This is a genomic window from Agarilytica rhodophyticola (genome assembly GCF_002157225.2).
Classification (GTDB): domain Bacteria; phylum Pseudomonadota; class Gammaproteobacteria; order Pseudomonadales; family Cellvibrionaceae; genus Agarilytica; species Agarilytica rhodophyticola.
The window spans coordinates 1,800,607-1,820,290 of the sequence record NZ_CP020038.1 but is presented as its reverse complement, the minus strand read 5'-3'; the positions used below and the strand labels follow the sequence as shown (position 1 = coordinate 1,820,290).

The following is a 19,684-nucleotide window of genomic DNA, read 5'->3' as shown; positions in this document are numbered from 1 at the left end:
TGTATTTATCGTCTCCATATTGCTAAATAATTAATATAAGAACCAGCGCCCGCGCCGTCCGCTCGGTTTTCTGAGTTCGCACAGATTACACGCATACTGTCTCGCCGTTGTGTCCAGCGGCACCATAAAATGTCATTGCCGTCGACGGTTCCCCCGAATAAGATAATGCCGATACTGGCTATAAATCCTTGTAGATTTGCCATCGTAAATCCGGCAGGTGGGAATACATCCGCAAAATTAGCATTAAAGTTATTTAAATCGTTTGGGTCTCCTGATTTTCTGGCAATAGTCCTCACAAACCCTTGTGTCATGATCGTATCCGAGCGTTGTAAATATCGACTGTCATGATGGTGATTAATAAGGCTATAGCGCTGGTTGTTGCGGCTATCGTGATTATGATTGATATCACTGTATTGGTTATTATGATTGTGCCCTATACGACTATAACGTCCATCATTACGTGTATCGTGATTATGATTAATGGCACTGTATTGAGTATTGTGGTTGTGATTAATTAGACTGTACTGCCCGTTATGATTATGACTAAGGGCACTGTAGCGTTGATCATTTCGCGTATCGTGATTGTGATCGATGGAGCTATAAATAGTATTGTGATTATGGTTACTTAACGCATAACGGGCATCACCATGTGCTCTGGTAACAGCAGGAGACATAACAACCGTCTCTAATGTTCCGGCAATCGCTTCTGCTTGCGTCGCAAAACGTACTACGCCAATCACCGTCTCCGTAGCTGGGGGTAAATTAATGCCCCCCGTGCCTACCACTTCCACACTATCTTCAGGGAGTGCAGACAACACAAAATCAAGCGCTAACAAAAGATCCACATCGGCAGCTTTAAACGCTAACGCTTGCGTGGGATGGCTCCATACGGCTAATACAGTGCCATCATCTAAAATAAAGGCGATTTCTCTCACCCAATATTCCACAGCCCCATTTTCAATAGCTGTCACATGAATTTGTGTCGGGCTAATGCGGCTACCGTTACTTATCGGTACGCGTGTGCGTTCATTTTGTAAAGCCGTTGCGGTGTTATCGGGCTGCCAGCCGGTATCGCCGAAAGCGACATGCGTTAGCCTAGCGGATAGTCCATCATTAGTAGCATTAAATACAGCGCTTAATCCGGCAGTCGTAATAATAGGAATTAAATTCATACAGTGAAAATCTTGAAAGTAAAAAAGAAGAATAAAAAAGAAAAAGGAGTAAAATAAGAAAGAGTAAGATAATAAAAAATAAATAAAAGTTATCAGTAGTAGATAGAAGTTAACTGTCTAGCTTTACACGCACAATAGATACAATATTCGTTGCAAGTATTGTATTTGTTTGTGTGATTAATGACGTTTCAACAATGGGTATTAATGTTATGCGTTTATATATTGTTGTTGACGATACCGCCGCTAGACCAAGGTTTAATTCAAACCGAGCGGCAACTCTAAAATCGTAATGGCTTCTAACAGGTTTTACATTATCGATAGCCCTAATAACATTGTTATAAAGAACTGGATCTAAAATGACGTCTCTATCTGGTGCTGTATTATCATTCACATAAGCAGTGACGTTAAATGTGTGCGATGGCGAATTCGTTTCAAACCATTCCTGTATCTCAACAATAATACCAATATCATTAAGCACACGTTTTAAGGCACCCAGTGTCCCTTTTTTTCTATGCACCGAGACACTATTAGCAATAACCGTTCTTTTTACTGACTCCGGCCAATCACTATCCCAGGTATCGACAGAAAATGTCCATGCGAGCCAGGGTAATAGTGGCTCGGGACATAAATTAGGGTTCCATAGTGTATCGATGAGTACAGGAAGATTAAAAGCGCGGTTTATTGATTTTTCTAATGCTCGTTCAAGTGGACTGGCATTACAGGGTAAAAGAGATTTTTCCATAGATGATTGTATTTACACTATCATTTAGTTATCGCGACCTCCGAAAGTAATTTCGATACTATCTGGCCATGGTGCTTGATGAGATTGAACTACGATATCACTCGTCGGCTCTACTAAATTAACACGCTGAACGCCGGGCTGATGTAGCGCGGAATAAATACCCGACAATGTAATGTCTCGACCTAACTGATGCTGGGCTTCAATATAAGTATTCAATGCTTTATTTGCGGCATCACTCACTACGGTACTGTCTGGGCCTGAGAACAAAATCAGTTCAGCAACAACGTTGTAACGCACGATTGTCGCCGCTTGCATAGTTACATGATCCGTTAAGGGCCTCACATCTTCCGAGTTGAGCTGTGACTCGACCAGCATTAAAACTTCACTAGTAGGAACGCCAATGTTTTCCGTTGATAAAACTGTAACTACGACTTCACCAGGGGTAGGACTGGCAATATCCACATCTTTTACTCGTGGATCAGCAGCTAGCGCATGAAAGGTATAGCTCCCGATAGGCCCGGCTGTACTATGGCCCTCTAAGCTAAGTTGTGTCCTTGTTCGCAAGCGACTATCCAATTCAAATACGGGTAGCGTTGGCGGGATAGTCGTTGGATCTCCAGGATGTACTAACTGTCTTTCGACATCAAAGAATACTGCAAGATTTTCTAGATCATCATCCGTGGCATACGCGAGCATAACCGCACGACAAGCATCATTGACGCGTGAGCGCAAAAGTACTTCGCGATACGCCGCAACCTCCAGAATTTTATAAACAGGATCGCTTTCTACATTTACCGTGAGTTCTGGAGCACGTTCTCGTAAATCATTGAGCATACTTTCTAGGATAGTTTCAAAATCTAACGCCTCAACAATATTAGGAGCAGGTAATTTTTCTAGATCAATAGCGCTAAACGATGTCATACATTAAATAATAAGATTTTCTAAAATAATAGGCTGTTGTGTTGGTTTATATTCACCTTCTAAAAATATCCTAATCTCACCTATTGAAGCCTTTTCGACTTGTACTCGGTTTAATACAAAACGAGGTTCCCATCGAGAAATAGCCTCGGCAGTAGCCGCATAAATATCAACAATCGTTTGAGTATTAATAGGTGCATCGATAAGCTCATATAGGCGTGAGCCGTAATGAGGTCGCATAATACGACTACCTATGGGAGTTGTAAGTATATCGATAATAGACTGGCGAAGGTGATCAATACCAGAGAGAAATTCTCCAGTAACTATACTCATACCTTGCATAACTTTTATTGTTTAAGGATTTTTAATATGATTTCTTGGCGTTCTTCTTCAGATAGCGCTTGCCATTCTTTTTGGAGTTCTAAAAGCTTAACTTCTTTTTCCAAGTGAGCCATCCTTCTTCTCACTGAATGAAATGAATTGCTAAGAGAGTTCCGGGTTTTGCCTACCTCTTTTGCTGCATCGACGATACGCCAACCTTCAAATAGAACTAGCCGAATAGCAGCAATAGTACTATCAGAGTAATTAGATTTCTCAATGACTCTAGCAAAAATTTCTAACTTTAAATCCATGCTGTTACTATGAGAATTAAGGGATTTTCACCAATACTCTATAGCTTAGCACAACGTGACGATGGAAGGTGTTCTATGACTTCAAATCTTCTACCATCCGGATCAATATTGAAAATATTAATATTAAATAGATAAGGTTTACCTAAAAGGCATAAGTTTTCTTTTTTCTGTAGAGATATATCAATCAATGTTTCAATACTTAAGTTCGAAGACAAAGGGATAATTATCGTATCATTCATTTTTTTGTCGTCACTCACCTCCACTTCCATATGGTAGCACCGTTCGCATGCGAGTTGTAAATATCTCGCACCAACAACGATTTCTTCGCCTTTTAAAGACAGCACAAACAAAAGTGCCAAGCTTCCACCTAGCACTATAAAAGCGTTTATAATAATAAATAACTTTTTCTTCATCCTTATCTTCCTGATATCTTTCCTTGTATCGTTGTATGCTGAATCACACCGCTTTTTTTCGTTTGAAAAAGGAGCTTGCCATTACTGTAAATAGAACGTTCTCCGTGGCGATAATCCTGTTGTTTAATGGTGGTCTTCGTCCCATAAATATTGGGGTTGGATTTATCGGTATGCCCTATGACATACGCATGCTTTTTCCCTGCGCTATACAATTCTTTCGACAAAGCTTCGACAAGCGTATCTCCCGGCATACTGCCACGCGCCGTATTACACCCATGTATCTGAATACGTGCACTCTTATCAAAAACGTTAAAATCTATCTCAGAGACATAACGGCTGTCCTTAGAAAACGTATATACACCGTCATCCCAAGAAGAATAGTAAGCACTGAGTGCTTGTTTGGCAAACCACCCTGTCACTAATCCCGCATTTTCATTTTCTTTAATAGAAAAGTTAAGAGAATAAGGCGTTCCATGACATAAGATGTCGAGAGATGTAATGCTATTCGGTGCGTTTTTATTAAGTTTACTGACAAGATCTGCTGCTGTGATAATTTTTACTGTCTGTATTTTTCCATTTTTATAATCTCTTACAAGATTTTTCCCCGCGAATTGAAAAGCGCTGTTATGCGCAATACCTATCTGTCTGATACGACCATCAGCATGGCGTTCACGTGTGCCACCATAAAATATATACCGTATATTCAAACAAGACTCCTTCTACAAAAGTTAGATAAAAACACGACATACAAAAAATGGTGTATGCCGTATATCTTTAACGCATTCCAAAAAACTATGAGTGAATATAGTAGTAATGGCTTACAACTAATTTAATAAATTAACGCGTCTCTTTTGAAAAAATGACGTAGTGTTTTTTATTTTTTCATCACGATTATTGTTGTCATATTTTTAAATACAAACATGAATATAAAAAAATAATACGATAATATTTTTTATAAACTACAAGCTTAAATACATTCGTCTTTTATTTTACTTTTAGCACTATTGTCTTTGTTGTGTTGTGAGTGTCGCGGCGCTACCCGATGTGACACCGGCATGATTATGTGTATTATAAATTTCTCTATCTTCTGCCATGGATCGAACAGTATCGCTAATATCCCCACTGGCTTTTATATTACCCTGTATAGCCACATCTCCAACGACAGAAAACCCACCATTGGCAATCAGCTCTATTGTGGCACCTTCAGGTAGTTGCATTTTTAAGTGGTGGGATTCTCGATTGTATTCTAAAATTGCGCCATCACTGTATGTGACTTTATGAGTGCAAGTACTATTGCTCTGGCTGGGGAATTTGTTTTGGTGTATTGAGCCTAAGACAACGCCTTGGCAAGTATCGCCGCTGGTGGATAAAACAAGTACCTGTTCACCTACTTCTAACGGCCACCAGTGACTATCCGGCCCAGCCCTTAATTGCATCAATGGGAGCCATGCACTTTCTAGTTCTCCCATAGACACTTTAACTACCGGTAAAAAATCATCATATTTCGTGGCTTTAATGGTGCCTATTTTTATTAGGTTAGACAGGCGTCGATTAATTTCTGTTATTTCATATTCAAATGTCATGAGAGTATTTCCTCAAAGTTATTCTCCCCGTATGACACCGTGATTCGTGTCGGTGTTATGCTGCCGTCGTTGCGCCATATATTGTCCCCTACCCGAATTTCTTGTACCCACTCGACTAACCACACACGGTGCCCTTGTAACTCAGGATTAAAATGATCAGGCGCTGCTTGCTTTAATTTCGGGCGTCCGATATTGATATTGGGCCACGCAAAATTAAAGAGCCACAGCATAAGACTTTGCACAATATTCAGGTGGATAAACAGATTGTCTTTTTCTAATGTAACAACACGCGCTTCCCAATGAGACAGTAACGTCAACTCACCTGTGCCCGAATCCTTTGCCGGTTCCAGTTCTACCATATCTAACATAATGGCAGGCAAGGTGATGGTATCTTTACGCTGCGGTGTATGCGTCACCGTTTCCACATGGCGCAACTCAAAAAGCCCTTCCATTAAGGTGCTATGTAATCGTTCTAGTAACATACGTTGTTTTAGTTTATTCCTCTTAAAAACCGTAATTCACGCTCAAATACTTTTTGAAATTGTCGGATACCTCTTCCCTCTTCCATGATTTCAAGCTGTTGGGCTAACTGGCCTGTGATGACAACCTGTAGCTCCTTGATCGGTAAGCGTGGTTTTCTTTTTCGTTCAAAGACACCCCTGTGGCCATTGCTCATCGTCGCAATAAATGCATGATTAAATTGCCGCCTTCCCACTTTAACACCACGAGCATTTTGTCGAGCATTGCCGAGGTCAATGGCTTTAATCACACCAGAGCGATGACCTAAACTCACAATGGACTCCAAACTAGTGAATGTGGCTCTCTGCAGTTTTAAACTATTCCTTACTAATCCCACTTTGATATTTAATGCCTGAGCGGTACTACGGGAAATATCCGTGCGTAACCAACGCGCTGTTTTATTGAGTGCACGCACTGCTGCTTTTTTTACAAGGTTTTGTTCAATATGCAGAACATGATGAAATTCCGCCAAGGACGGTTCAGGTGTGATGGAAAAATGTAGCATGGTGATTTTTTATAGATGCTTTTTTAATTGACTTACTTTTTCTACTGTATATTTTGATTTATACAGGAAGGGTCTCCGTATGCCAGATCAATTGATGCTGATCCAAGCGAGGCTCTTCCTCAATACGATAGGTGCGACCATCGACAATAATTTCATCCCCTTTCACCGGGGACGGTATTTCAGAGACACGAAACTCTATATGGGGATCTTCTGTATGAACCCGGTGTTCCCCCAACGACAATAAATGCTCGGGTCGCCGAGGAATCACTCGACATTCATAAGGGGGAGAAGCTGAAGAAACATACATAGCATCGCGTCCTAATCGCGTAAATTGACTGTCAATCGCACGAGAAAATATCATGCGACTATCCATACAAGACCTCCTTAGCTGTAATATTTATTGTTTTAAAAAATATTAATTATCTATGGCGCTATTATTTTCTTGGTCTTGGGCATTGTCATGGAGTAGTTGCTGATATAACTCCCACGCCCTATCCCGTTCTAACGCTGAGATATTCTGCTCTAGGATTTTTTCAATGGCTCGAACAGACGGCTTACCGTCTTTACCAAAGTCGCCTTCCTCTAATTCTGCCATTGCATCAATAATGGCATCTATCCTATCTACTTGAGATAGGGTAGGAGCTGTCAGTGTCTGTGTTAATGTAGGAGCTGTCAGTGTCTGTGTTAATGTTGATGTGAGTGATGCTAGGTCAGAGTCATTTAGGGCGTGGCTTTTTGCTATCCTTTGTTGAATTAAATACTCCGCTTCCTCATCAGGCAGCTCAACACGTTCTCCCGGTCGGACGTAATGGATATTTTTTGGCTCGCCTGTGCATAGCGTTATATGAGAGGTAATGATCATATTAAAAAACCCTCCCTTATCGCACGGTGGCACAAAATGACGCATTGGGTCGATACGGCACAATCAGCGGGGCCGATTGCATTAATAACCAGCGCAATGCGGGATCTTCTTCCAACCAGGATTTAGTAAAGTAGCGACTCGCTCGGTAGCCTGCCTTCTCGTCTTGGATAACACCATAGGCCCGTGTGCCCTCAAGGAGGGTGCGGCTAGCCACAATAACGGTGTACGGTGGGAGCATTGTTTGGGCTTGTCCCGCGTCATCCACATAAGCATCGTTGTACACCCAAAAATCGAAATCCCCAATAGAACCCACGTAACGTGCTTTTTCACTCCCCTGCCCCCGTAAAATTGGATCAATAATTAAGGTGTTGGCCGTACCACGACGAATCTCTAATAATTTTTCGACTTTGTCATCGTTCTTAAAAATACGCCAAGCTAACGGGTCCATCACCACCGTCCTCGCAGCGGCACCTGATGCCTGATGTACCATACCTGCCCAGTCTTCCACATTGTCTAACACACGCACTCCTGTCTCGCCCCAACGTGTGGCTCCCGTTAAAACTTGTGTTAATAACGGGTCTCGCTGAAAATCGACTACCTGCGTGGGGTAATCGTCTCCGCTTACCGTCACTTGCCCCCGTCGTAATACTTCGGAAGCCATGACCTCCTCACGACGGGTAAGGTTTTCTAATTGATTGGTGAGGGCACGATTTAACGCCACTTCACGGCGATTCATCGGCGTAAGATTACCCCCAATAGTTTCACCTATCTGGCGTTTAAGGGGGCCGTTGGGATCAAAGCGACGTTTGTCTTTAGCATACGCCGGTTTAAAGCTGCGAGTTTCAAACCCTTCATTCGCCACCACTTTGCCTTCCACTAAAGGCGATACAAAAGGCACGAGTCGAGGTTTTGATGTATCAATATCAAAGTAAATTTCTTCGGCATCATCGGTTTGCACAGACGGAAAAAAAGTATCCAGCAAAAACGACGATGGGCGAGGCAAATACGCAACGGTACGATTGAGCACCGTGGTCGTAAAAACATCCATACACTATAAGACCTTGTAGAAAATTGTTAGATATAATAGGAGAATATCCACTTACTCATTAGTGAACATCGTGAGATTAGATAAACCCAGTAACACTCGAAGTGTAAATTGATTTTTTAAGGATAATTTTCTAATTCTTTAAAAAGCAAGAATTTATTTATAATACTTGCTTAGAAAATAAATCTGAGTAAACCACAGCAATAGTTTTTCTATGAACAATAATTAACTATTGATATAAATTAATTTCAAAAATTCTAATTATAAATAATTATGATCAAAGAATAAAAATTGTATATTTGAATGGCAAAATGGGAGAAAATTGACCTCATATTTTATGCTAAATACAAGACCAATTTTTAGTTAATATCACTCTTTATACATAGTTTAACTATGTAAAAGATAGACTTGGTATTTTTATTATTTTAGCCGATACGGAGGAAAGCTGTTTGACAGATGTAAATTCTGAGGTGGATTTAGAGATGCAGAACCGCTTGCACGACGAACAGCTTGAGCTTGGCCCGGTCTACTATTTGTAGGAGCTTTAATAACCGTATGCGTCGAGCGAGCATTTTGTCCAGCAATAGATTTCTTATCAAGAGGACATTTGGGATGGTTTGTGCGAAGTAATGTGTGTGCACAATGCGGATGTATCGCATGAGCATTTCGGCAGCGCAGCATGGTAACACGCTCATTCTTTTTTATTGGTTGCAAGCAAATTGGGCAATCTTTATTTTTTATAATAGCAAAAGTCATAGTTAATCCTAAAGTAAATGGTTGTTCATTGATTTTCATAGACTTAGTAGAAATTTAAAAAATATAGTTTTATTTGTTTTTATTATAAATAGTCACTTAAAACTTTATTTTCCTAAAAAATGAATATAAGGACATTAAGAATAACAACTTTATTTAATTAAACATGAAGTGATTTAGTGTTACCGCTCATTTTAATATCTTAACTTTAGCAACCTAAAAATAAAAAAAGTTATTTTAATAAATGTAAGCATTTATCTTAGTTCTGAAAAATACGAATGATTTATTTAAAGCTTCTCTAAGCGGGTACATTGTCTCGTAAAAAGATACTGCGTAAACGTAAGAGAGGTTCAATCGCCGCAACGGTATAACCGGTGCCTAGCTGTAACGCCAAGCGATTAAATTCTCCCGAAAAATACACGGGCGCTTGTACATCACCTGAACGCGTATCCACAGCTTCGGCTAAAATCGCATCGGGTATTTGAGAGCCATCAGTACTGGCTGCCGCACTGAGTTGATATCGGCTATCCGCCGTTATCTTACCCAACACCGCACCGGCGCTAAGAGCTGTATTACCTGTCACCGTAACATAGCGCGTAATACGAGGAAATTCACCAGCAATTAAATTGTTAGGGGTATAGCGGCCTTGATCAATAAATCCCTCAGCAATGCCTTGTCCGCTCATCGATCACCTCCTGAAGCACTAGAAACAGGGGCTAACGAATACTGGGCAATACGCCTCGCTACATCATCGGTGTTCTCTTCCTCACTACTCTCATCCGCCTTCGGTACTATCTTAGGATTATCAATAGTGGCCATCATCTCTGAAAAACCACTGGAAGCTTCCGGTGTATTCTTTGGTGGAGTAGAGTCTTCTTTGATAGGAGTAATAGGAATTTGCTGTAATGTCGAGATCACAATCTTGTGGGAAAGATCGGTATTGAGTGCAAGATGCTGTGCCAGTGCCGTTTTTTCTTTGGCCTCATCATCCTCTAAAATATCGTGAATACGTTGTCGTTCTTGTGTAATGCCTTTTACCAGCACTTGCTGATACAAGGTAAAATGGTCTTTTTTAAGTGTGTCGATATCCAATGTATTGTCCTCAGATATAAAAAAGTCCGGCGACTCCGGTCTAGTTGAAAGTGGTTGTGACTGCGGTTGTGATGATGAGGGTGAAGGCAATGTCGATGTGGTTAATTCATGAAGTAATTTTTCGTAAGTGCCGCCACTGTCGGCAAGTCCTCGCTCAATGGCAGCTTGCCCAATCAATACATCGCCCTGGCCATAATCATTCGTCACGGTATCAGCAGAGACATTTCGGTGTTGTGCAATCGAGTTAATAAAAACGTCAGCAAGGGCATCAATTCTCGCTTGAATCTTTTCACGGCCTTTATCATGGCTAGGATCGATTCTCTTAAACGGGGACTGTGACGAGACGATTTCTATTTCTGCATCCTTACCTTTGCTATTGTGGTACACCGCCACCACGCCAATAGAACCTAATTGCGCAGTATCCGATACCACAATCCGATCACATGCTGATGCAATCCAATAGGCACCAGAAGCACAGTCCCCTGACGCATAAGCAATAATAGGTTTAGTACCGCGAGACTCGAAAATAAGATTCGCTAATTCTGAACAACCATTGACTTCACCCCCTGGGGAATCAAAGTCAAATACAATCGATGTAATGTCTGGGTTATGTAATGCCTGCATAAAATCGTGGGCAATACGCTCATAGCTGCTCGCACCAAAAAATGACGTAAAAAAGTTTGAATAGCGAAACAAGGGGCCAGTAATAGGCAGGACAGCCACACCATCACGTTCTGTCACACGATAGGTATTATCGAGGGCTTTTCCCATTTTAGCGGCAATGGCTTCTGGGGATGTATTATGCTGTGCAGCTAGCTCAATAATGGTCTCAAGCACATGTGTCGAAATCGCCCAAGCTTCGTGAGACGCTCTATTCCAAAATTTCATCCATAGTCTCCTGTGGGTGAGAGGGTGTTGTTTTTTTTGAAGGGGCTTTTTGCTCTTTTTCTTCACGCTCCTTTTTTATGTCTTTATTGCTATTGCTATCGTTACCATTATCGACTTCCATGTGGTCATGGTGTAATCCCAGGTCTTTCATTTTTTGAATTTCTCGTGCACGCTGCTCCAACACTTCCTCCCAGTCCAAACCTTCCGCTGCGCATTCAATTTCCAACGTGGAGGTATTAATGGCCATACGTTTCTCTGACGCATTGGCTTCTTTAAGGGGATCAACAGAGCCTCTTCCTGGCCCAATCCACTTTGCTCGAATCCACGCATTTTTATTTTTATAAAAATCTGGGGCCTCAATCAGACCTTTGTTAATCGCTTCCTCTAACCAAAGGGCATAAGCCGGTGTTGCCCAATAAGTAGCAAGCCACGTTCGGCGTCCAAGAAAAAACCGCCATGCCTCCAGTAACGCTGCACGTGCTGAAGAATAGTTGGTTTTTGAAAAGTCTTTTAATAATAATTCATAAGGTAAGTTAAGCCCGGTACCGATATGCCGCATAATATTCTCGACAAATGTGCCATAGGCGGCATTAGGGCGACCGGGCGTAAAAGGGGCGACTTTATCTCCTGGGAAGACAGGTATCACCGCACCGCCTTTTAATTGAACACTCCACTCTTTACGTGCAGATAAATAATCCTCAGATGAACCACCAAATAAATCATTAATCGATTCTGGATCTAAAGGTGTTTCAATAAAAGCCGCTATCATTGCGTTAACTACAGCAGCTTGTAACTCACTTTTTTCATAGTGGTCTAGCATCTTGAACATCGGCATAATAGAACTAAGAATAGGTTTACCTCTATTTTGTCCGGAGCGCTCTTTATCATGGATATGGATCACACGTTTACGACCAAAGCGTGTGTATGCCGGAATACGTTGCCATTGGTCTTGCGTGTACGCCATAGCAATCGTACCGTCACCAGGGTGATGCTTCGTCACCCAATACGCGAGAGGCGCACCATAGCGATCAATTTCAATCCCTGCTCGCAGTTTTGTTGTATTCATTCGCCCTTGAGGATTACATAAGCGATCGGATTCAATCACTTGAAACTTGGTGGCAAACGATTGTGCCCTCTTAGGTAACCATAAAGGCAAACATAAAGACTCGCCATTGACTAACGCCGAGCGAAACACCTGTGCGGTCAATCCTGAAAACGTCAGAGAATTCGCCGCATCGCAATCGGTGGAGTCGGCATAGGTTCGCCATAAAGCTTCTGTCTGTTTGGCCCATTCGTCCGCCCATTCTTTTGTTTTACCCAGGGCAACATAGTCGGGGCGAGCGGATAGCCGAAGGCCACTCCCGACCACATTATCACTTAAAGTTTGAATCCCGCCAGCAGCCACGCCGTGATTTCGAACTAAATCGCGAGAGCGTGACACTAATGTGGGCAGCTCATGAATTAAATCACTATCGGCGGAACCTAATGCCGGTTGCCATGATGCCAACTCACGTGCTTGTAATGATGCCCCACGATGGGCAGAGTCTTGAACAAGCGGTGTGCCGTCCGCGCCGAGTATTTGTACTCCCATATAACATGATCACTTATTATCTTGTGGCTTTTTATTTTTCTTAATATCCTAAAATCGCATTAATATAGGCCGACGACGAGGTTTTCCTTCTGTATGAGCAATGGCTTGTCTTAGGTGCGCAATATAACGCTCTAAATCCCGCACATTGACTTCGGAAAACTCTGTCATACCAAAGTCATCGACTCGGACTTCCACTTCCCTTGCCCCTGTATTGAGCTGATGCAATGCTAACTCGGCTTCTTCTAAACGTTGTTTTAATATGACTAAACTCGGCATAGTATTTTTTCTTGGTTATTTTACTTAGACAATTAAATATTAAAGATAAGGATCATCGGCATGTGTAGCGCCACGTTGCATGAGCGGTAACATAGAAGAAACAACACCTGATGATGTCTTCTTTAGTTTTTTATTATCCTTAATGGTATCCTGTCTTTTTATTTCCTGCTCACCCAACGCCTTTTCCATTCGCCGCCAATGAATTTCCTTAAAACGATCCAATCCATAAATAGTGGCAGCGGCTCTGGCGTAGATACGACAATCTAATGCTTCGTTGTTCCGCGTTGGATCTTTTTCCCAAACAGCTTTGGGATAGCCCTTAACTATTTTTATTATTTTCTTTTCAGCCGTCAGCTGCTTAAAATATTCTTCTCCGTATTGCGGATAGAAACAGCTTCCATGGGGCGGTTTTTCATTTTTTTTACGTTGCTCATCCGTCAGTCTTGGCAGCTTCAACCAACGATACAGCTCTGTTTTTGCCACAGGGCCACTCACACCCCAGACACGCAGACCTTTTCGCTTGCCTCCAGTATCCGCTTTCGACACCCCTAAAATTAATGCCGTATCATTATCGCGTCCTTTGATGGCAACAGCCGTTCGTGGTTGTGATGCTCGAGCACCAACAGCGCCCCACACCGGTTGAGGATATTGACGTACCCAGCTATACACATCTTGTGTTGCAAATCCTGAATCCACACACATAACACGTATCGGTAATGTGGCACCCGTTTCTGTTGGCCAATCTTTCGCTAATAGCTTATCGAGTTTATTCCACGTTTTTTGTTGCGCCGTATCACCATCTAATACGTGGTAATCCACCGACCAGGAAATCTTATCGCGTCCCCACGCGACAATTTCACATTCGATTCTATCTCGCTGAACATCCACACCCGCTGTTAAAAAGAGACCACCTTTTGGAACGACACCTAGAGGGTAATCATCACGACGTTCATAGAGGCGTTCCCACTCCGGTGCATCATACTCGTCCTCGTAAGCCTCACCTAAGACCGTATTAATAAACCCTTTCATTAAATCAGGATTTAATAGCGCCTTTTCATAATCACTGGCCACATCTTCCCAGCTGTACCAACCAACCGGACTGTAGAGGGAAGAAAGGTGATAGCCGCGTGTTGTATCATTTCCTTCTGAGGTGGCAATCCATTCTCCCTTGAGCAACATGTGTGTTTTATGATGTTCGTAGATTTTTTCTTGGCAGTGCTCACAGATATAGTGAACACTTTTGTAGTTGCCTTTTGTCCAATGTAGTTGTGTAAATTTTAGGGATTGTTTAACACCACAATGGGGGCAAGGAACAAAGTAGTAGCGCTGATCAGAGGCTTCAAACTCCCGCAGAATTCGAGACGTACTTTTTACTGTTGGTGTACTTACCAGTAATATTTTTCGGCGACGTCGAAACGTAGCTGTTCTTCGTTCTACTAGAAATTGTGGATCACCTTCACCATCTAAATCACCTACGGGCCAGCCGTCAATTTCATCCAAAAATAAATAACGGGCGGACATGGAGCGTAAGCCAACAGCACTGTTAGCCCCAGTGAGAACTAACATCCCCCCTGGGAAATCTTTACTCAGGATCGTATTGCCTGAATCACGACTGCGTGCTGGAGCGATGCGTGCACGTAATTCAGGACAATCATTAATAAGGGTTTCGATACGTTGTCGTGAATTACGTTTAGCCATCTCAACTGTCGGTGAAACGGCCATCGTAGGGCCAGGGGCAATATGGATGATGTATCCTAAGAGGTTGTTTCCTGTCTCGGTCCCGCCCACCTGGGCACCTTTCATAAATGTCACTTTCTCGATAGGCGATGACGGCGAAAGGGAATCCATAATTTCTTTTAAATAGGGGGTTCGCTGTGTTCGCCAACGCCCCGCTTCGTCGGAGCTTTTCGCGGGTAATACTCGGTATTTGTCTGCCCACTCTGATACAAGTAAAAGCGGATCGGGTGTGAGTCCATCAGACCACGCCTTTTCAATATCAACAAAGCCATCATAATTATCGACCATCGAATGTTACGGTTATATCAGCCAGTTCAGAGAGATGTTGTAGGACATAGCGATCCAGTAATGTGTGTAAGGTGTGTTGGTCGACCGCTAATTGTGAAGCCATTTCAGCAGCAATACGTGACGGCCATCGTTGCCATGCATCGCGCTCTTCTCGCGCAAGTCGAAACACATGCGCCACGGCTTTATCTCGATTGACCAGTTCTTTTTTTAATTCCGCTAATTTAACGCGTTGTGTCTGCGCTTTAAGAATCTCGTTTGCTGTCCGTGCTTGCACATACGTTGTTGTACTTCCAGGTTTTTCTTTCAGCGTATCGTCAACGGCGTCCATCGCCTCTTGAGAAATAGGACGCGACTTCGGCTTATTCGCTTTGCTAACTGTTTTCGATAGATTTGAAAAAGTAGACTCCGTATTTATTTGCCATTCTTTATCGGCTTTTTCTATATCGATGGAACCATCGCTCTCTTTTGTAATACGACCTGTTTTTATAGCTTTGCGCACAGCAGTATCCGACACCCCACGGTGGCGGGCATAGGCACGAATAGAGATTCCCATAGTCATGTTCCCTGGATAAAAAATACATCACTCAAATGACGAAAGAAAGCAAGTCATCGTGACTAAAAAAACAATAAAAAACCACTTGATGTGTTCGGCAGTTGAAGGGTTAATGTCCCTACAAACACGCAATACAAAAGGCAAATATAATGATTAATTTTGACGAACCCAAAAGCCCCAAAGCAACGTTTACCGCTAAAAAAAATCAGATTGATAAGGCGCTACAACGCCTGCAACAGCACAGCGATGAATTCTTTAACGTTAATCAAGACAAAATACATTGGGGACATGTGACCGACATTACCGATTACGCCGAATTACTAAAGCATCTTACCGATAGAGTATTTAAAGAAGGCGAATATGCGCCAGGAAACGCGGCTAAATACTAAATAAAAAGAATGAGTATAAACAACATCATAAGAGAGCGGCTACAACATGTAGCCCTTCATCGTCTCAAACTTATGAGTAAAAATAAAGAGATATCTATCATGATAAAACTTACAAATACACAAACCACCATTTTATCTAACGCGGCGCAAAGAGAAACAGGCTCGATTTATCCACTGCCGAACACTATCAATAAAGGCATCGAGTCGCGTGTTATTAACAGCCTGCTCAAAAAAAAATTTATTGACGAGAAGAACGGTGACCACACTATTAACGCCAATGGGTTTAAAGCCATTGGCCTTGCACCTAAGGAGAAAACTAGAACAAGCAAGAATGATATTATTCTCCAGCTTGTGAGCGCCAAAGAAGGGGCAACGCTTAAGGCTTTATGCGAGGCCACCTCCTGGCAGAAACATAGCGTGAGGGGCGCTATAAGCACTTTAAAATCTAAAGGGCATACTATTATTTCCTCTAGAGACAGCGATGGATCACGCAAATACACACTAAAAAAAGACAACACGCATTAGATATTACTCCGTCATTAACCTATCCCAAAAAATATAAAAACAGCGCCTCATTTGCTTGATCTTAGCGGTAAGTGAAGCGTGAATGAAGCACAATATTATGCTAAAAACAAAAGGAATGATGATAATGATATCCGAAAAAGAAAATCAAACAAAAACCATGTTGTTAGTTAAAAATAAAAGCGCCTATCACACGGTCTATTGTTTTAATAATCACCACTATGATGACGATGCGCTGAGCGATATTTTACATCAACACTACAACACCCCCGAGCGTATTGATCAACTTATTCGTAGTGGGAACATACATACACTATATCCCGATAGTATACGTCTATTTACACTTGGCCATAAACTCTATCACCCCCATATCACGTATAAGGATCTCGGTATTGCAGTTGACGAGGGCGTTAAAGCCAATGCTCACCATATGTATATACATTGCAATGAAGCGTGGCGGCACACAGCACTCACCATTTGATGAGGCTTAAATAAAGGCACTAAAGACTTGATGTGGCAGTCGGATAGCGCTTCGAGAATTGCATTGATAGTCTCATACAACAACATACAAGGGTAAAAATTCAAATGAAAAATGCTGCCATTCAACACTTCATGATTGCTGTACAGGGAAAACACTCTATTAAGACAATATATTGTCACCAAGCATCGTCTTATAGTGAACGAGAAGTCGATGAGATACTAAAAAAATATTACAACTCTTATTCACTAGCACAGAAACTCATTAAGCAAGGCAATCTGATTTCGCTAAAAGAAGACTACGTAAGTACGTATTTTCTACATGACAATAGAGATTGGAAAGAGTGCAAACCCAAAATCTGCCAAGATATGGCCAGCGTTATAGCATTAGCCATACATAATACGGCCAATACCCTATGCCTTTATAGCGATAATACATGGAAAATAATGAGGTTATAAAAAATCATATCGCTGTTGGTGTATCCAACATCGTTAAAGGATGAACGATTTTTAAGATACATTTACCCGGAGGCTAATGTTTAGCCTCTATTAATAAATCATTAAAAAATACAGCCGCGCTTCCTACCTAAATATTTATCTATCATTGACTTGATGTGTTCTGCGAATGAGGCGTTAATGTCCCTACCAAAAACAACCCAAGGAACTATCACCATGACTGAATTACGATTAGCGCTTACTAATAAAGTGCTAGAGGTTATTTACCCAGAAGACCACAAACATTTCAAAGAATATATCGAATACTTTACCGATGATGACCTTAAAAATATTAACGATGCAGGACAATACAATGAAATCTATAAACATAAAGCTGAAATTAAAGCAACCTTAAAAGGTTTTGTCGGGTCAGATGTATTTAAAGCGGAATATATTGCTAATACCAACAATTGGGCAACTCAAGCCCATTTGTTAATAATTAAGAGGATGACAGCAATGCTCGATTGCTTTGATATTCATACACTCAATGCTATTGCGAATCGTAGTGTTGATATACCTAGCATCGTTAAAGAAATGGACGATGTCTAACGATACAGATATTTGGAGGCTAATGTTTAGCCTCCATCAATAAATAATTTAAAAATATAGCCGCACTTCCTATCTCAATATTTATCCATCATTGACTTGATGTGTCTCGCGAATGAAGCGTTAATGTTCCTACTTAATTAAATAGCAAACGAAACGGAGATAACAATGAGCACACGATCAAGAATAGCCATAAAAAAAGGGGATTTTTTTTACGCAGTCTATTGCCATTGGAATGGATATGACAATATAGGCGGCGTAGGGCCGACATTACGAGAACATCATAATTCCTTTGATAAGGCAGACGCCCTCATTGCTTTAGGTAACCTATCTTATATAGAAAATAAAGAGGTCTGTGCGTATCACCGGGATCGCCATGAACCCTGGAGCCGCTGCAAACCCCAATACGCTAAAAGTATGGAGCAATTGATAATAGCTGCCGAGAGAAACGACGCTAATTTTCTTTATGTCTACGACGATAACCAATGGCAAACACACAAACTTTATTAATTTAATAATGCTTCATCTACTTGATCTAAAACGCAGATGAAGCGTTAATGTCGTTAGATAAACAAATAAATAAGGCATTGATATGACAAAACTATTTGGCAAAGATACACTTAATTTAAACGAAAGACTGCGTTTGAAAAAGTTTACCGAAGAACTAGAAATCATAACAAAAAAATATGGCGTCGTCTTAACGCTTTGTGACTCCGATAGCTCGGTTGAAATAACCTCGCCTAGTAACCCAGAACTTACTCATGTTGAATATAATATAGAACCCTTTGATGGTGGCCTAACGCCAGTCAACTGGCAATTTTCGTATATTGACTTAGAACTCGAATAAATATTTTCAGAAGCTGACCTTAAACAATAATAATCGACTTGATGTGTCTCGCGAATGAGGCGTTAATGTCCCTACAGAAACACACACCTACCACCTAACTATAAGGATTTAACTACGATGAGAAAATACAACGCAGAAGAATTAGCCTTTATGTCCCAATATCATATAACACAACGTCAATTTAATTATATAAGCCTCCTGCTTAAAGATATGGAAGCGGCCACGGACAATATCTTCAATGTCGCATTACTCAATAATGGTATAGGAAAAGATATCAGGTTAGCGGCTTTAAAACTGCGGCCACAATTTTTAACTGATCCCTTTTGCGAGTTGAGTATTGATGAAAAGGGTTTAAAAGTAATACCGATGACTAGCGACACATACTCAGGCATAGAAAACGACACTGAAAAACATGTACAAAAAGAACAATACTCGCAAGACGAACAGTTCAAAGCATTCATAGAAGAACTTACACGCTTATCCCAAAAACACGGTGTCGTATTACACGTTACTGGTGGTGTCACATTTGTTAATCCAGGAGCACCTTGTTTGCACGACCTTCAGTATTCGAGTGATGCCACGAGTGGCGATTTGGAGCCAATCAACGGGTACGATTAACCCAGGGATATGCCATATTATTCTCTAAAATAAATATTTAATCCGCACATCGAATGAGAAATAAAAATATTAATAGAATAAAGGTTTTTTAAGGATAATGGTAAAAGTTCGCATTCCTAATGTGTGGGATTTTTCTAGTAAAAAAATAAAAATATATGCATCAATGACTTGATGTAGTCGTCGGAACGAGCGTTAATGTCCCTACAGAAACACATCAAGCG

28 protein-coding genes are annotated in these 19,684 nt (G+C 41.3%); 8 read left to right on the top strand and 20 right to left on the bottom strand.

Annotation, left to right across the window (positions count from 1 at the left end; all coding sequences use genetic code 11):
- Positions 1–5: 5 nt before the first annotated feature.
- From BVC89_RS07680 to BVC89_RS07585, 20 genes are all read right to left on the bottom strand, one after another.
- The gene (locus BVC89_RS07680; protein WP_086930626.1) at positions 6–1,172 is read right to left on the bottom strand and encodes a phage tail-collar fiber domain-containing protein; all 1,167 of its coding nucleotides are present in this window, start codon (positions 1,170–1,172) and stop codon (positions 6–8) included.
- Between the two features lie 109 nt (positions 1,173–1,281).
- The gene (locus tag BVC89_RS07675; protein WP_086930625.1) at positions 1,282–1,914 is read right to left on the bottom strand and encodes a phage tail protein I; all 633 of its coding nucleotides are present in this window, start codon (positions 1,912–1,914) and stop codon (positions 1,282–1,284) included.
- 24 nt (positions 1,915–1,938) lie between these two features.
- Entirely contained in the window at positions 1,939–2,835 is an 897-nt protein-coding gene (locus tag BVC89_RS07670) for a baseplate assembly protein (RefSeq protein ID WP_086930624.1), read from the bottom strand.
- A gap of 3 nt (positions 2,836–2,838) precedes the next feature.
- Positions 2,839–3,165, bottom strand: coding sequence for a GPW/gp25 family protein (locus BVC89_RS07665; protein WP_245929359.1), 327 nt, complete (start codon positions 3,163–3,165; stop codon positions 2,839–2,841).
- A 14-nt stretch (positions 3,166–3,179) separates the two neighbouring features.
- Positions 3,180–3,464 (bottom strand): hypothetical protein, encoded by a 285-nt coding sequence (locus BVC89_RS07660; RefSeq protein WP_086930622.1) that lies wholly within the window; start codon positions 3,462–3,464, stop codon positions 3,180–3,182.
- A 38-nt stretch (positions 3,465–3,502) separates the two neighbouring features.
- A complete protein-coding gene (locus BVC89_RS07655; RefSeq protein WP_086930621.1) occupies positions 3,503–3,877 on the bottom strand; it encodes a hypothetical protein in 375 nt (124 codons plus the stop codon).
- Between the two features lie 2 nt (positions 3,878–3,879).
- Entirely contained in the window at positions 3,880–4,584 is a 705-nt protein-coding gene (locus BVC89_RS07650) for a hypothetical protein (RefSeq protein ID WP_086930620.1), read from the bottom strand.
- A gap of 294 nt (positions 4,585–4,878) precedes the next feature.
- Positions 4,879–5,460 carry a phage baseplate assembly protein V gene (locus BVC89_RS07645; RefSeq protein WP_086930619.1) on the bottom strand — a complete coding sequence of 194 codons (582 nt, stop codon included), beginning with the start codon at positions 5,458–5,460 and terminating at the stop codon, positions 4,879–4,881.
- A complete protein-coding gene (locus BVC89_RS07640; RefSeq protein WP_086930618.1) occupies positions 5,457–5,942 on the bottom strand; it encodes a hypothetical protein in 486 nt (161 codons plus the stop codon). Before BVC89_RS07640 ends, BVC89_RS07645 begins: the two co-directional genes overlap by 4 nt.
- Positions 5,943–5,950: 8 nt before the next feature.
- The gene (locus BVC89_RS07635; protein WP_086930617.1) at positions 5,951–6,484 is read right to left on the bottom strand and encodes a phage tail protein; all 534 of its coding nucleotides are present in this window, start codon (positions 6,482–6,484) and stop codon (positions 5,951–5,953) included.
- 58 nt (positions 6,485–6,542) lie between these two features.
- Positions 6,543–6,857: a head-tail joining protein gene (locus tag BVC89_RS07630; RefSeq protein WP_086930616.1), complete on the bottom strand. Its 315-nt coding sequence runs from the start codon at positions 6,855–6,857 to the stop codon at positions 6,543–6,545.
- Between the two features lie 42 nt (positions 6,858–6,899).
- Complete coding sequence (locus BVC89_RS07625) at positions 6,900–7,346, bottom strand: hypothetical protein (RefSeq protein ID WP_086930615.1); 447 nt, start codon at positions 7,344–7,346, stop codon at positions 6,900–6,902.
- A gap of 16 nt (positions 7,347–7,362) precedes the next feature.
- Entirely contained in the window at positions 7,363–8,394 is a 1,032-nt protein-coding gene (locus tag BVC89_RS07620) for a major capsid protein (protein ID WP_086930614.1), read from the bottom strand.
- A gap of 417 nt (positions 8,395–8,811) precedes the next feature.
- Positions 8,812–9,147 (bottom strand): RING finger domain-containing protein, encoded by a 336-nt coding sequence (locus BVC89_RS07615; RefSeq protein ID WP_158657838.1) that lies wholly within the window; start codon positions 9,145–9,147, stop codon positions 8,812–8,814.
- 295 nt (positions 9,148–9,442) lie between these two features.
- Positions 9,443–9,829 (bottom strand): head decoration protein, encoded by a 387-nt coding sequence (locus BVC89_RS07610; RefSeq protein WP_086930612.1) that lies wholly within the window; start codon positions 9,827–9,829, stop codon positions 9,443–9,445.
- Entirely contained in the window at positions 9,826–11,124 is a 1,299-nt protein-coding gene (locus tag BVC89_RS07605; protein WP_086930611.1) for a S49 family peptidase, read from the bottom strand. The genes BVC89_RS07610 and BVC89_RS07605 overlap by 4 nt, the downstream gene beginning before the upstream one ends.
- Positions 11,108–12,715, bottom strand: coding sequence for a phage portal protein (locus tag BVC89_RS07600; protein ID WP_086930610.1), 1,608 nt, complete (start codon positions 12,713–12,715; stop codon positions 11,108–11,110). Before BVC89_RS07600 ends, BVC89_RS07605 begins: the two co-directional genes overlap by 17 nt.
- 48 nt (positions 12,716–12,763) lie before the next feature.
- Positions 12,764–12,991: a gpW family head-tail joining protein gene (gene gpW / locus BVC89_RS07595; protein ID WP_086930609.1), complete on the bottom strand. Its 228-nt coding sequence runs from the start codon at positions 12,989–12,991 to the stop codon at positions 12,764–12,766.
- Positions 12,992–13,030: 39 nt separating this feature from the next.
- A complete protein-coding gene (locus tag BVC89_RS07590; RefSeq protein WP_086930608.1) occupies positions 13,031–15,016 on the bottom strand; it encodes a phage terminase large subunit family protein in 1,986 nt (661 codons plus the stop codon).
- Positions 15,006–15,569, bottom strand: coding sequence for an elements of external origin (locus BVC89_RS07585; protein WP_086930607.1), 564 nt, complete (start codon positions 15,567–15,569; stop codon positions 15,006–15,008). Before BVC89_RS07585 ends, BVC89_RS07590 begins: the two co-directional genes overlap by 11 nt.
- Before the next feature lie 149 nt (positions 15,570–15,718).
- Here BVC89_RS07585 and BVC89_RS07580 point away from each other — a divergent pair, with 149 nt between their 5' ends.
- The 8 genes from BVC89_RS07580 (at position 15,719) to BVC89_RS07545 (ending at position 19,463) form a co-directional block, all read left to right on the top strand.
- Positions 15,719–15,958, top strand: a complete 240-nt coding sequence (locus BVC89_RS07580) for a hypothetical protein (protein WP_086930606.1) — start codon at positions 15,719–15,721, stop codon at positions 15,956–15,958.
- A 99-nt stretch (positions 15,959–16,057) separates the two neighbouring features.
- Entirely contained in the window at positions 16,058–16,483 is a 426-nt protein-coding gene (locus tag BVC89_RS07575) for a DUF3489 domain-containing protein (protein WP_158657837.1), read from the top strand.
- Between the two features lie 124 nt (positions 16,484–16,607).
- A complete protein-coding gene (locus BVC89_RS07570; RefSeq protein WP_158657836.1) occupies positions 16,608–16,961 on the top strand; it encodes a hypothetical protein in 354 nt (117 codons plus the stop codon).
- Between the two features lie 104 nt (positions 16,962–17,065).
- Entirely contained in the window at positions 17,066–17,416 is a 351-nt protein-coding gene (locus tag BVC89_RS07565) for a hypothetical protein (RefSeq protein WP_086930603.1), read from the top strand.
- A 213-nt stretch (positions 17,417–17,629) separates the two neighbouring features.
- Positions 17,630–18,001, top strand: a complete 372-nt coding sequence (locus BVC89_RS07560; protein WP_086930602.1) for a hypothetical protein — start codon at positions 17,630–17,632, stop codon at positions 17,999–18,001.
- A 165-nt stretch (positions 18,002–18,166) separates the two neighbouring features.
- The gene (locus tag BVC89_RS07555; protein ID WP_086930601.1) at positions 18,167–18,508 is read left to right on the top strand and encodes a hypothetical protein; all 342 of its coding nucleotides are present in this window, start codon (positions 18,167–18,169) and stop codon (positions 18,506–18,508) included.
- An 82-nt stretch (positions 18,509–18,590) separates the two neighbouring features.
- A complete protein-coding gene (locus BVC89_RS07550; protein ID WP_086930600.1) occupies positions 18,591–18,845 on the top strand; it encodes a hypothetical protein in 255 nt (84 codons plus the stop codon).
- Positions 18,846–18,962: 117 nt separating this feature from the next.
- Complete coding sequence (locus BVC89_RS07545) at positions 18,963–19,463, top strand: hypothetical protein (RefSeq protein WP_086930599.1); 501 nt, start codon at positions 18,963–18,965, stop codon at positions 19,461–19,463.
- Positions 19,464–19,684 lie beyond the last annotated feature (221 nt).